General features: G+C 53.7%; 8 protein-coding genes, 2 tRNA genes and 3 rRNA genes. 10 read left to right on the forward strand and 3 right to left on the reverse strand.

Annotated features, from left to right (window positions below; all coding sequences use genetic code 11):
* The first annotated feature begins 2 nt into the window (after nt 1–2).
* The 5 genes from rbsA to rbsR all read left to right on the forward strand — a co-directional run bounded on the left by rbsA (nt 3) and on the right by rbsR (nt 5,451).
* Complete coding sequence (rbsA, locus tag J2125_RS11290) at nt 3–1,514, forward strand: ribose ABC transporter ATP-binding protein RbsA (RefSeq protein WP_017800269.1); 1,512 nt, start codon at nt 3–5, stop codon at nt 1,512–1,514.
* Nucleotides 1,511–2,482 (forward strand): ribose ABC transporter permease, encoded by a 972-nt coding sequence (gene rbsC / locus J2125_RS11295; RefSeq protein WP_017800268.1) that lies wholly within the window; start codon nt 1,511–1,513, stop codon nt 2,480–2,482. Before rbsA ends, rbsC begins: the two co-directional genes overlap by 4 nt.
* A 92-nt stretch (nt 2,483–2,574) precedes the next feature.
* Nucleotides 2,575–3,450 carry a ribose ABC transporter substrate-binding protein RbsB gene (gene rbsB, locus J2125_RS11300; protein ID WP_017800267.1) on the forward strand — a complete coding sequence of 292 codons (876 nt, stop codon included), beginning with the start codon at nt 2,575–2,577 and terminating at the stop codon, nt 3,448–3,450.
* Nucleotides 3,451–3,514: 64 nt separating this feature from the next.
* Nucleotides 3,515–4,444: a ribokinase gene (gene rbsK, locus J2125_RS11305; RefSeq protein WP_017800266.1), complete on the forward strand. Its 930-nt coding sequence runs from the start codon at nt 3,515–3,517 to the stop codon at nt 4,442–4,444.
* 5 nt (nt 4,445–4,449) lie between these two features.
* Entirely contained in the window at nt 4,450–5,451 is a 1,002-nt protein-coding gene (rbsR, locus tag J2125_RS11310) for a ribose operon transcriptional repressor RbsR (RefSeq protein ID WP_026111596.1), read from the forward strand.
* On the opposite strand, the gene mdtD is transcribed toward rbsR, so the two are convergent.
* Entirely contained in the window at nt 5,448–6,851 is a 1,404-nt protein-coding gene (gene mdtD, locus J2125_RS11315; protein ID WP_017800264.1) for a multidrug transporter subunit MdtD, read from the reverse strand. The genes rbsR and mdtD overlap by 4 nt on opposite strands.
* Nucleotides 6,852–7,363: 512 nt before the next feature.
* Between mdtD and J2125_RS11320 the strand changes: the two genes are divergently transcribed.
* The 5 genes from J2125_RS11320 (at nt 7,364) to rrf (ending at nt 12,618) form a co-directional block, all read left to right on the forward strand.
* Nucleotides 7,364–8,906, forward strand: a 16S ribosomal RNA gene (locus J2125_RS11320).
* A gap of 73 nt (nt 8,907–8,979) precedes the next feature.
* Nucleotides 8,980–9,056 (forward strand) — tRNA-Ile (locus J2125_RS11325).
* Between the two features lie 150 nt (nt 9,057–9,206).
* Nucleotides 9,207–9,282, forward strand: a tRNA-Ala gene (locus J2125_RS11330).
* Nucleotides 9,283–9,480: 198 nt separating this feature from the next.
* Nucleotides 9,481–12,388, forward strand: a 23S ribosomal RNA gene (locus tag J2125_RS11335).
* Between the two features lie 114 nt (nt 12,389–12,502).
* Nucleotides 12,503–12,618 (forward strand): 5S ribosomal RNA (gene rrf / locus J2125_RS11340).
* Together the 16S, 23S and 5S rRNA genes with 2 tRNA genes alongside form the textbook arrangement of a ribosomal RNA operon.
* A gap of 48 nt (nt 12,619–12,666) precedes the next feature.
* Here rrf and mobB read toward each other — a convergent pair.
* Nucleotides 12,667–13,170: a molybdopterin-guanine dinucleotide biosynthesis protein MobB gene (gene mobB, locus J2125_RS11345; RefSeq protein WP_017801626.1), complete on the reverse strand. Its 504-nt coding sequence runs from the start codon at nt 13,168–13,170 to the stop codon at nt 12,667–12,669.
* 1 nt (nt 13,171) lies between these two features.
* Nucleotides 13,172–13,762, reverse strand: coding sequence for a molybdenum cofactor guanylyltransferase MobA (gene mobA, locus J2125_RS11350; RefSeq protein ID WP_017801625.1), 591 nt, complete (start codon nt 13,760–13,762; stop codon nt 13,172–13,174).
* Nucleotides 13,763–13,782 lie beyond the last annotated feature (20 nt).

The following is a 13,782-nucleotide window of genomic DNA, read 5'->3' on the forward strand; positions in this document are numbered from 1 at the left end:
GTATGCAACCGTTACTGCAACTGAAAGGCATTGATAAATCCTTCCCGGGCGTAAAAGCGCTCTCCGGGGCTGCGCTGGCGGTTTATCCGGGACGCGTTATGGCGCTGGTGGGCGAAAACGGCGCCGGTAAATCCACCATGATGAAAGTGCTGACCGGCATCTACAGCCGCGATGCCGGATCGCTGTTGTGGCTGGGCAATGAAACCAGCTTTAGCGGTCCGAAAGCCTCCCAGGAAGCCGGGATTGGCATTATCCATCAGGAACTTAACCTGATCCCACAGCTCAGCATCGCGGAAAATATTTTCCTCGGTCGTGAATTTGTTAACCGCTTTGGCCGCATCGAGTGGAAAAAGATGTACCGCGCCGCCGATGCGCTGTTACAGCGTCTGAATCTGCGTTTTGACAGCCATAAGCTGGTAGGCGATTTATCGATTGGCGATCAGCAGATGGTGGAAATCGCTAAGGTGCTTAGCTTTGAGTCAAAAGTGATCGTGATGGACGAGCCGACCGATGCGCTGACGGACACCGAAACCGTGTCGCTGTTTCGCGTGATCAATGAGCTGAAAGCGCAGGGTTGCGGCATCGTCTATATCTCGCACCGGATGAAAGAGATTTTTGAAATTTGCGATGACGTCACTGTATTCCGCGATGGCCAGTTTATTGCCGAGCGCACGGTGGAGAGCCTGAGCGAAGAGTCGCTAATCGAAATGATGGTGGGTCGTAAGCTGGAAGAGCAATATCCGCGTCTTGATAAAGCGCCGGGTGAAGTACGCCTTAAGGTGGAAAATCTTAGCGGACCGGGCGTCGACAGTATCAGTTTTACGCTGCGCAAAGGCGAAATCCTCGGAGTGGCTGGCCTGATGGGCGCCGGGCGTACCGAACTGATGAAAGTGTTATACGGCGCGCTGCCGCGTACCAGCGGTAAAGTGACGCTGGACGGGCGTGAGGTGCTGACCCGTTCACCGCAGCAGGGGCTGGCAAATGGCATTGTTTATATCTCTGAAGATCGTAAACGTGACGGCCTGGTGCTGGGAATGTCGGTAAAAGAGAATATGTCGCTGACGGCGCTGCGCTACTTCAGCCATGCCGGTGGACGTCTGAAGCACGCGGAAGAGATGCAGGCGGTGGGCGACTTTATCCGTCTGTTTAATGTGAAAACGCCCTCCATGGAGCAGCCGATTGGTCTGCTTTCCGGCGGCAACCAGCAAAAAGTGGCGATTGCCCGCGGACTGATGACCCGTCCAAAGGTGTTAATTCTTGATGAACCGACGCGTGGCGTGGATGTCGGCGCCAAGAAAGAGATCTATCAGCTGATTAACCAGTTTAAAGAAGAAGGGCTGAGCATCATCCTGGTGTCGTCCGAAATGCCGGAAGTGATCGGCATGAGCGATCGCATTCTGGTGATGCATGAAGGCCGCCTGAGCGGTAATTTCCCGATTGAACACGCCACACAGGAAGCCCTTATGGCTGCGGCCGTGGGCAAGCAACACAGCGAGGAGTTAGCACATTTATGAGTACGCAAAGTTTACCTGCACGCCGTCGCCTGATTAGCAAAGCGTGGCTGCTGGAGCAGAAATCGCTGATAGCCCTGATTGTGCTGATCGTTATCGTTTCCAGCCTCAGCCCGAATTTTTTTACCGTTAATAACCTGTTTAATATTCTGCAGCAGACGTCGGTCAACGCCATTATGGCGGTGGGTATGACGCTGGTGATTTTAACTTCCGGCATCGACCTGTCGGTCGGCTCGCTGCTGGCGCTGACCGGCGCGGTGGCGGCCTCGCTGGTGGGCATGGAAGTGAATGCGCTGGCGGCGGTCGCCGCTTCGCTGGCGCTCGGCGCCTTTATCGGCGCGATTACCGGCACCATTGTCGCCCGAGGCAAAGTACAGGCATTTATCGCCACGCTGGTAATGATGTTGCTGCTGCGTGGCGTCACCATGGTTTATACCAACGGCAGTCCGGTTAATACCGGTTTTGACGCCAATGCCGACCTGCTGGGCTGGTTTGGCATTGGTCGCCCGCTGGGCGTGCCAACGCCAATCTGGATTATGGCGGTCGTCTTTCTGCTGGCGTGGTACATGCTGCATCATACTCGTTTAGGACGCTACATCTACGCGCTTGGCGGTAACGAAGCGGCAACCCAGTTGTCCGGCATCAACGTTAACCGGGTGAAAATCATTGTCTATTCGCTGTGCGGCATGCTGGCGGCACTGGCGGGAAGTATCGAAGTTGCACGTCTCTCTTCGGCGCAGCCAACGGCAGGTACCGGTTATGAGCTGGATGCGATTGCGGCGGTAGTGCTGGGCGGTACCAGCCTGGCGGGCGGTAAAGGACGCATTGTTGGCACACTGATCGGTGCGCTGATCCTTGGGTTCCTGAATAACGGACTGAATTTATTAGGTGTTTCTTCTTACTACCAGATGATCGTTAAAGCAGCGGTAATTTTGCTGGCGGTGCTGGTGGATAACAAAAGCAGTAAATAACCCTCGATACCCGTCATTCTTCAAGTTGCAGGCGCGTTGGCTGCGCCTGCAACTTGAATTATTTAGGGTATATCCCTGACAGGAAATAAAAAATGAAAAAACTGACTGCACTTGCCGTATTACTTAGCGCCACCCTGAGCGCCAATGCGCTGGCGAAGGACACCATTGCTTTAGTGGTGTCTACCCTGAATAACCCATTTTTCGTTTCACTGAAGGATGGCGCACAGAAAGAAGCGGACAAACTGGGTTATAACCTGGTGGTGCTGGATTCACAGAACAACCCGGCAAAAGAGCTGGCTAACGTGCAGGATCTGACAGTGCGTGGCACCAAACTGTTACTGATCAACCCAACCGATTCTGATGCGGTTGGTAACGCAGTGAAAATGGCCAATCAGGCCAATATCCCGGTGATCACCCTCGACCGCGTAGCAGCGCAGGGCACGGTGGTCAGCCATGTGGCTTCGGATAACCGCTTCGGCGGCAAAATGGCCGGTGACTTTATTGCCAAAAAGCTCGGTGAAGGCAGCAAAATCATCGAACTGCAGGGACTTGCCGGTACTTCCGCCGCGCGCGAACGCGGCGAAGGCTTTAAACAGGCTGCCGATGCACACAAATTTAATATCCTGGCCAGCCAGCCTGCTGACTTCGACCGTACTAAAGGTCTGAATGTGATGCAAAACCTGCTGACTGCTCATCCTGACGTGCAGGCAGTGTTTGCCCAGAACGATGAAATGGCGTTGGGTGCGCTGCGTGCATTACAAACCGCAGGCAAATCTGATGTAGTGGTGGTGGGTTTTGATGGCACCGCTGACGGTGTGAAAGCGGTTGAAGGCGGCAAACTGGCCGCGACCGTGGCGCAGATGCCGGAGCAGATCGGGGTTATTGGCGTGCAAACCGCCGATAAAGTGCTGAAAGGCGAGAAAGTCAGAGCGATCAATCCGGTAGACCTGAAGCTGGTCACCAAATAAATCAAAGAAAAGCAGAGCACTGCGCCACCCTGTCCGGTGGCGCACTTTTCAGGATGTTTTACATATGACTAAAACCGGTAAACTGGCTGTTCTTGGCAGCATCAATGCAGATCATATCCTCAATCTGGCGCAGTTTCCGCGTCCGGGCGAAACGGTGATCGGTAAGCAGTATCAGATCGCGTTTGGCGGCAAAGGGGCGAATCAGGCGGTGGCTGCCGGTCGTAGCGGCGCGGATAGCGCTTTTATTGCCTGCGTTGGTGAAGATGATATTGGCGAGCGCGTGCGTCAGCAGCTGGCGAAAGACCGTATTGATATCAAGCCGGTAGAGGTTATTGCCGGGGCTTCAACCGGAGTGGCGCTGATTTTTGTTAATGGTGACGGTGAAAACTCCATCGCCATCCATGCCGGCGCCAATGCGGCGTTAACCCCGGCGCTGGTTAGCCGTCATCAGCAAACTATTGCCGATGCTTCAGCACTGCTGATGCAGCTGGAATCGCCGCTGGATAGCGTGCTGGCCGCCGCGCGAATTGCGCAGCAACATCAGACTCAGGTGATCCTTAATCCCGCTCCGGCGATTCCACTTTCCGATGAGCTGCTGGCGCTGGTGGATATGATTACCCCGAATGAAACCGAAGCGGAAATCCTTACCGGCATTCCGGTTCGCAACGATGAAGATGCTGCCCGTGCCGCCGCCGTGCTGCATGGCAAGGGCATCAGTAAAGTGCTGATTACACTCGGCAGCCGTGGCGTCTGGTTGAGTGATAACGGTCAGGGCCAGCGTATTGCCGGTTTCCGTGTCACTGCCGTCGATACCATTGCGGCAGGGGATACCTTTAATGGTGCGTTGATTACCGCGTTGCTTGAACAGCAGCCGATGGATCAGGCGGTGCGCTTTGCGCATGCCGCAGCAGCGATTGCCGTTACACGTCCGGGCGCGCAGCCTTCCGTTCCATGGCGCGAAGAGATTGATAGCTTCCTGCTGCAGCAGAGGTAAGTATCCTGGCCACTATGAAAGATGTCGCCCGTTTAGCGGGCGTATCGACCTCGACGGTCTCCCACGTCATTAATAACAATCGTTTTGTTAGCGATGCGGTGCGCGAAAAAATTGATGCCGCCATCCAACAGCTTAACTACGCCCCGTCGGCGCTGGCGCGGAGCCTGAAAATTAAACAGACCCGCACCATCGGCATGCTGCTGACCGCCAGCAGCAACCCGTTTTATGCTGAAGTGGTGCGTGGCGTGGAAAATAGCTGTTATCAGCGTGGCTATAGTCTGGTGCTGTGTAATACCGAAGGCGATGAAGAGCGCATGAACCGCAGTCTGGAAACGTTGCTGCAAAAGCGGGTGGATGGATTGTTGATCATGTGTACTGAAAGCCATCTGCCTTCGGCAGAGATCCTTAATCGCTACCCGACTATTCCATCGGTGATGATGGACTGGGCGCCGTTTGAAGGCGGCAGCGACATTATTCAGGATAACTCGCTGCTGGGCGGCGAGCAGGCTACCGCTTACCTGATTACGCGTGGTTATACGCGTATTGCCTGTATCGCCGGTCCGCAGGATAAAACCCCGGCGCGCATGCGTCTGGACGGTTACAAACAAGCGATGGCCAGCGCCGGATTGCCGGTTCTGCCGGGCTATATTGTGGAGAGTGACTTTGAATTTCAGGGCGGTTATAACGCAATGAATCAGCTGCTGGCGCTGAACCCGCTGCCGCAGGCGGTGTTTACCAGCAATGATGCGATGGCGGTGGGGGTTTATCACGCATTGTATCAGGCCGGATTGTCGGTACCGCAGGATCTTGCGGTGATTGGTTACGATAATATTGAGCTGGCGCGCTATATGACGCCGCCATTAACCACCATTCATCAACCCAAAGATGAGCTGGGCGCGCTGGCGATTGATACTATTATTCAGCGCCTTACCGATCCCGGCATCAGCAAGCAGCTGTTAGTGCTGACACCGGAGTTAATCGAACGCGCTTCGGTAGGCGAGATTTAAGCGCTTTTTTTGCGTTTTTCACGATTGGCAATCAGATGACGCCCATCGCCCGGTTTTAATAACATAAACACCAGCGCCGACAATATTGTTACCACACCCATCGTCAGGAAGGTCGCATGGAAATGGTCAACGGTTGTGCCGTCGAAATTCTGATACATGCGCAGCACCGCGGCGCTGACCGCCACGCCAAAACCGATCGCCAGCTGCTGAGTCACCGCCAGCATGCTGTTGCCGCTACTGGCGTTCTCATCGGTTAAGTCCGCCAGCGTAATCGTATTCATCGCCGTAAACTGCGTCGACATCGCCATTCCCAGCACAAACAGCGGCGCCACTATCATCAATACGCCCATGCCCGGTGACTGTAGCGAGAAGGTGGTAATCAGTACGCCAATAATGCAGGTGATCGCCACCAGGGTTTTACGATAGCCAAGCCAGCGCAGCACCTGGGTAACCGTAGACTTCGCCAGAATTGAACCCAGTGCGGTAGGCGCCATCATGCAGCCGGCGAGAATCGCCGAATAGCCAAAACCAACCTGTAGCATCAGCGGCATCAGGAACGGAATACAACCGGTGCCCAGCCGTGAGGCGATATTACCGATAATGCCGACCGAGAAGGTGCGGGTTTTAAACATCGGCAAGCCAATCAGCGGCATCGGGTGATGGCGCGCATGCAATATATAGAAGAGAAGCAGTAAGACCCCTCCCAGTAACACCGCCGCCGCAATACCTCCGCTCACAATCTGTTCGCCAAGCAGTTCAATACCGCTCGATACCAGCACCAGACCGAAACCAAACAGCAAGAAGCCGGTGAGATCAAAGCGGCGACGCGGCGTGGTGAAGTCCGGCATATATTTGCGCGCATAGAGAATGCCGAGAATGCCTATAGGAATGTTAATCAGGAAGATCCAGTGCCAGGTGGCGTAAGTCACCATCACGCCGCCGAGCAGCGGACCAAGAATCGGGCCGACCAGTCCGGGCATGGTGACGAAGTTAAGTACCGGCAGCAGTTCACTGCGTGGATAAGCACGCAATAACGCCAGTCGGGCTACCGGCATCATCATCGCGCCACCCACGCCCTGTATGACACGGGAAATCACCAGCATGCTTAACGAACCCGATAACGCACAGGCCAGTGACCCCAGGGTGAATAGCGACACCGCCGCGATAAACACTTTACGCGTGCCATAACGGTCGGCCAGCCAGCCGCTGACCGGAATCAGCATCGCCACCGTCAGGGTGTAGCTGATGACCGCCGACTGCATCGCCAGCGGCGAACGGTTAAGACTCTGTGCTATTGCGGGCAGGGCGGTGTTCAGAATAGTGGCATCCAGTGCCTGCATAAAAAACGCCATAGCAGCAATCCACGGAAGACCGGCCATGCTGCGTGCGGATTTGATCATTGAGCGTCCTTTTCTTCTTATTTAACGCATTGGAGTGACGGGATAAACGCGTTAGCTGTAAAGATAACATCTTCTTTGTCGCCATTATTATCGCAAATTCCGCGTGTCAGGCTGAAAAATAGTCGTTAAAAGGCTGTTTTTGCACCTTTTGGCTAAAATTAAACCGGTCAGTCATTTTTTTATAATAAACACTTGTCACCCGTCAGGAACTCCCTATAATGCGCCTCCACTGACACGGAACAACGGCTTACACAGCGCGGTGTCAGGAAGAGAAAAGTAAATAAATACTTGACTCTGAAGGTGGAAAGCGTAATATACGCCACCTCGCAGCAGCAGACGAAGTCGCTGATTGCACTGCTCTTTAACAATTTATCAGACAATCTGTGTGGGCACTCGCAGGGTTGATATCGCAAACCATCCCCGGATGGAAAAAATTTGAAATATCAAGTCTCAAGAGTGACTACTATATTCATTACGAATAACAGTTTTAATTCTTTGAGCATCAAGCTTTTTAATTGAAGAGTTTGATCATGGCTCAGATTGAACGCTGGCGGCAGGCCTAACACATGCAAGTCGGGCGGTAGCACAGAGGAGCTTGCTCCTTGGGTGACGAGCGGCGGACGGGTGAGTAATGTCTGGGGATCTGCCCGATGGAGGGGGATAACTACTGGAAACGGTAGCTAATACCGCATAATCTCGCAAGAGCAAAGTGGGGGACCTTCGGGCCTCACACCATCGGATGAACCCAGATGGGATTAGCTAGTAGGTGGGGTAACGGCTCACCTAGGCGACGATCCCTAGCTGGTCTGAGAGGATGACCAGCCACACTGGAACTGAGACACGGTCCAGACTCCTACGGGAGGCAGCAGTGGGGAATATTGCACAATGGGCGCAAGCCTGATGCAGCCATGCCGCGTGTATGAAGAAGGCCTTCGGGTTGTAAAGTACTTTCAGCGGGGAGGAAGGCGATGTGGTTAATAACCGCGTCGATTGACGTTACCCGCAGAAGAAGCACCGGCTAACTCCGTGCCAGCAGCCGCGGTAATACGGAGGGTGCAAGCGTTAATCGGAATTACTGGGCGTAAAGCGCACGCAGGCGGTCTGTTAAGTCAGATGTGAAATCCCCGGGCTCAACCTGGGAACTGCATTTGAAACTGGCAGGCTAGAGTCTCGTAGAGGGGGGTAGAATTCCAGGTGTAGCGGTGAAATGCGTAGAGATCTGGAGGAATACCGGTGGCGAAGGCGGCCCCCTGGACGAAGACTGACGCTCAGGTGCGAAAGCGTGGGGAGCAAACAGGATTAGATACCCTGGTAGTCCACGCCGTAAACGATGTCGACTTGGAGGTTGTGCCCTTGAGGCGTGGCTTCCGGAGCTAACGCGTTAAGTCGACCGCCTGGGGAGTACGGCCGCAAGGTTAAAACTCAAATGAATTGACGGGGGCCCGCACAAGCGGTGGAGCATGTGGTTTAATTCGATGCAACGCGAAGAACCTTACCTGGCCTTGACATCCACGGAATTCGGCAGAGATGCCTTAGTGCCTTCGGGAACCGTGAGACAGGTGCTGCATGGCTGTCGTCAGCTCGTGTTGTGAAATGTTGGGTTAAGTCCCGCAACGAGCGCAACCCTTATCCTTTGTTGCCAGCGCGTAATGGCGGGAACTCAAAGGAGACTGCCGGTGATAAACCGGAGGAAGGTGGGGATGACGTCAAGTCATCATGGCCCTTACGGCCAGGGCTACACACGTGCTACAATGGCGCATACAAAGAGAAGCGAACTCGCGAGAGCAAGCGGACCTCATAAAGTGCGTCGTAGTCCGGATCGGAGTCTGCAACTCGACTCCGTGAAGTCGGAATCGCTAGTAATCGTAGATCAGAATGCTACGGTGAATACGTTCCCGGGCCTTGTACACACCGCCCGTCACACCATGGGAGTGGGTTGCAAAAGAAGTAGGTAGCTTAACCTCCGGGAGGGCGCTTACCACTTTGTGATTCATGACTGGGGTGAAGTCGTAACAAGGTAACCGTAGGGGAACCTGCGGTTGGATCACCTCCTTACCTATGTGAAGATGCCCCGCGCAGTGCCCACACAGATTGTCTGATGAAAGTAACGAGCAGAAAAAACCTCTACAGGCTTGTAGCTCAGGTGGTTAGAGCGCACCCCTGATAAGGGTGAGGTCGGTGGTTCAAGTCCACTCAGGCCTACCAAATTTGTATTCATGCTGCGTTATGCACTCGGTCGTTTACCAGAGTAAACTTCCCTCCTGCATGCCTTGCCTGAATCCAAATTAACATTCGTGTTCTTAAACGGATGTGACTCCTGGTGAGTGGTAGTAAAGGTCTCTGCAGTAACTGTATGGGGCTATAGCTCAGCTGGGAGAGCGCCTGCCTTGCACGCAGGAGGTCAGCGGTTCGATCCCGCTTAGCTCCACCATACCGTTACTAAAAAATACTTCAGAGCACACCGGCAACGGTATGCTGCGAAGTATTATGCTCTTTAAAAATCCGGAACAAGCTGAAAATTGAAACGATATGTCGTCTCATTTCTCCGTAATAAGAAATGAAGCACGATATATTCGAGTCTCTCAAATGCTTGCAGCCCCGAGGGTCGAAAGACACTTCCGGGTTGTGAGGTTAAGCGACTAAGCGTACACGGTGGATGCCCTGGCAGTCAGAGGCGATGAAGGGCGTGCTAATCTGCGATAAGCGACGGTAAGCCGATATGAGGCGCTATACCCGTCGATACCCGAATGGGGAAACCCGGTGCACTACGGTGCATCATCGTTAAGTGAATACATAGCTTAACGAGGCGAACCTGGGGAACTGAAACATCTAAGTACCCAGAGGAAAAGAAATCAACCGAGATTCCCCCAGTAGCGGCGAGCGAACGGGGAACAGCCCAGAACCTGAATCAGTTTGTGTGTCAGTGGAAGCGTCTGGAAAGTCGCAGGGTACAGGGTGATACTCCCGTACACAAAGGCACACTTGCTGTGAGTTCGATGAGTAGGGCGGGACACGTGACATCCTGTCTGAATATGGGGGGACCATCCTCCAAGGCTAAATACTCCTGACTGACCGATAGTGAACCAGTACCGTGAGGGAAAGGCGAAAAGAACCCCGGCGAGGGGAGTGAAACAGAACCTGAAACCGTGTACGTACAAGCAGTGGAAGCCCTCTTCAGGGGGGTGACTGCGTACCTTTTGTATAATGGGTCAGCGACTTATATTCTGTAGCAAGGTTAACCGTATAGGGGAGCCGCAGGGAAACCGAGTCTTAACTGGGCGTTAAGTTGCAGGGTATAGACCCGAAACCCGGTGATCTAGCCATGGGCAGGTTGAAGGTTGGGTAACACTAACTGGAGGACCGAACCGACTAATGTTGAAAAATTAGCGGATGACTTGTGGCTGGGGGTGAAAGGCCAATCAAACCGGGAGATAGCTGGTTCTCCCCGAAAGCTATTTAGGTAGCGCCTCGTGAACTCATCTCCGGGGGTAGAGCACTGTTTCGGCTAGGGGGCCATCCCGGCTTACCAACCCGATGCAAACTGCGAATACCGGAGAATGTTATCACGGGAGACACACGGCGGGTGCTAACGTCCGTCGTGAAGAGGGAAACAACCCAGACCGCCAGCTAAGGTCCCAAAGTCATGGTTAAGTGGGAAACGATGTGGGAAGGCACAGACAGCCAGGATGTTGGCTTAGAAGCAGCCATCATTTAAAGAAAGCGTAATAGCTCACTGGTCGAGTCGGCCTGCGCGGAAGATGTAACGGGGCTAAACCATGCACCGAAGCTGCGGCAGCGACGCGTATGCGTTGTTGGGTAGGGGAGCGTTCTGTAAGCCGTCGAAGGTGGACCGTGAGGTCTGCTGGAGGTATCAGAAGTGCGAATGCTGACATAAGTAACGATAAAGCGGGTGAAAAGCCCGCTCGCCGGAAGACCAAGGGTTCCTGTCCAACGTTAATCGGGGCAGGGTGAGTCGACCCCTAAGGCGAGGCTGAAAAGCGTAGTCGATGGGAAACAGGTTAATATTCCTGTACCCGGTGTTACTGCGAAGGGGGGACGGAGAAGGCTATGTTAGCCGGGCGACGGTTGTCCCGGTTTAAGCGTGTAGGCTTGCGTTCCAGGCAAATCCGGAATGCTTTAAGGCTGAGGCGTGATGACGAGCCACCACGGTGGTGAAGTAACAAATGCCCTGCTTCCAGGAAAAGCCTCTAAGCATCAGGTAACATCGAATCGTACCCCAAACCGACACAGGTGGTCAGGTAGAGAATACCAAGGCGCTTGAGAGAACTCGGGTGAAGGAACTAGGCAAAATGGTGCCGTAACTTCGGGAGAAGGCACGCTGCTGGTAGGTGAACCCCCTCGCGGGCGGAGCCGAAGGCAGTCGAAGATACCAGCTGGCTGCAACTGTTTATTAAAAACACAGCACTGTGCAAACACGAAAGTGGACGTATACGGTGTGACGCCTGCCCGGTGCCGGAAGGTTAATTGATGGGGTTATCCGCAAGGAGAAGCTCTTGATCGAAGCCCCGGTAAACGGCGGCCGTAACTATAACGGTCCTAAGGTAGCGAAATTCCTTGTCGGGTAAGTTCCGACCTGCACGAATGGCGTAATGATGGCCAGGCTGTCTCCACCCGAGACTCAGTGAAATTGAACTCGCTGTGAAGATGCAGTGTACCCGCGGCAAGACGGAAAGACCCCGTGAACCTTTACTACAGCTTGACACTGAACATTGAGCCTTGATGTGTAGGATAGGTGGGAGGCTTTGAAGCGTGGACGCCAGTCTGCGTGGAGCCAACCTTGAAATACCACCCTTTAATGTTTGATGTTCTAACCTGGCCCCGTAATCCGGGGTGGGGACAGTGTCTGGTGGGTAGTTTGACTGGGGCGGTCTCCTCCTAAAGAGTAACGGAGGAGCACGAAGGTCAGCTAATCACGGTCGGACATCGTGAGGTTAGTGCAATGGCATAAGCTGGCTTGACTGCGAGAGTGACGGCTCGAGCAGGTGCGAAAGCAGGTCATAGTGATCCGGTGGTTCTGAATGGAAGGGCCATCGCTCAACGGATAAAAGGTACTCCGGGGATAACAGGCTGATACCGCCCAAGAGTTCATATCGACGGCGGTGTTTGGCACCTCGATGTCGGCTCATCACATCCTGGGGCTGAAGTAGGTCCCAAGGGTACGGCTGTTCGCCGTTTAAAGTGGTACGCGAGCTGGGTTTAGAACGTCGTGAGACAGTTCGGTCCCTATCTGCCGTGGGCGCTGGAGAATTGAGAGGGGCTGCTCCTAGTACGAGAGGACCGGAGTGGACGCATCACTGGTGTTCGGGTTGTCATGCCAATGGCATTGCCCGGTAGCTAAATGCGGAAAAGATAAGCGCTGAAAGCATCTAAGCGCGAAACTTGCCTCGAGATGAATTCTCCCTGACTCCTTGAGAGTCCTGAAGGGACGTTGAAGACTACGACGTTGATAGGCCGGGTGTGTAAGCGCAGCGATGCGTTGAGCTAACCGGTACTAATGACCCGTGAGGCTTAACCTTACAACACCAGAAGTGTTTTGGTGAGCGTTGAGAGAGACGCGACAGTATTCAGCTTGTTCATAAACGGATTAATTTGTGTGGTCAGCGGAGTGACGGCATAAATAACAGAATTTGCCTGGCGGCTTTAGCGCGGTGGTCCCACCTGACCCCATGCCGAACTCAGAAGTGAAACGCCGTAGCGCCGATGGTAGTGTGGGGTCTCCCCATGCGAGAGTAGGGAACTGCCAGGCATCAATTAAACAGACAAGCCTCATGCGAAAGCATGAGGCTTTTTTGTGTCATTTTTTCAGCCAGTTAACGATAAAATCAGCAATACTTTCCGGCTGATTCAGATCGAGAGAGGGAATATGCAGGCTTAATGGCTGATCGCTGGCCACTGCAATCACATGCTGATCCAGTAATTCGTTCAGATCTCGTCCGCTTTCTTCACGCCACAAGACAATCTTTGTCACTGCCTCATCCTTAAACCCCTCAACCAGCACCAGATCTAATAAAGATGCATCCAGACGACTGGCGAGAAACTGCAGATTAAGCGGTTGCTGGTTATCTGCAGTTTCCGTCATTAGCGCCCAGCGTTGCTGGCTGGCGACCAGAACCTGATCGGCGCCGGCTTTGCGTAACTGATAACTGTCTTTGCCCGGCGTATCAATATCCATCTGGTGATGAGTATGTTTAATCAGGCCGCAGCGAATATTGCGCATTTTTAACAGCGGGATAAGCTGTTTCAGCAGGGTCGTTTTACCGGTGCCACTCCACGCGGCGAGAGCAATGAGCGGCAGCATATCAATGCTCCTCGCTGTAACTGCGCAAATCATCCAGGGTATTGATATTGATAAAACTTTGCCGATCTTCGGGAAATATTACGGCTGTTGCAGCGATTTCCTGCAAAAAAAGCATTAACTTACGATCCCCCCGGGCAAGAAAATCAGTCAACCGATCCGCGACACGGCGGTGAATCAATGCCAGAACGGGATGATCGCGCTCACCGCTGCGTACCCATGCTGCGTCTGCCTCACCTCTCTGCTGCCATAAGCGCTCAGCCAGATTATATGGAATAAAAGGCGTGTCGCAGGCTGCGAACAGCGCCCAGTCGTTATCGATAAAGCGCAGAGCGGCGAGCATGCCCGCCAGCGGACCGGCATAGCCGGAAACGGTATCGCTTATCACTGGCAGGCCACTCAGCTGATAGCAGGTAAGATTACGGTTGGCACTGATGCAAACGCTGGTGACTTGCGGTTGCAGCCGCTGTAAAACATGCTGATAAAGCGGCAGGCCATTTAATATCATCAGCCCTTTATCCTCACCGCCCATACGGCTGCCACGGCCACCGGCAAGAATAACGCCGGTTATTTCAGCGCGTTGTGTTGAACTCATCGGGCTTAAACCTCTCTTTT

This window comes from Winslowiella toletana (genome assembly GCF_017875465.1).
Lineage (GTDB): Bacteria > Pseudomonadota > Gammaproteobacteria > Enterobacterales > Enterobacteriaceae > Erwinia > Erwinia toletana.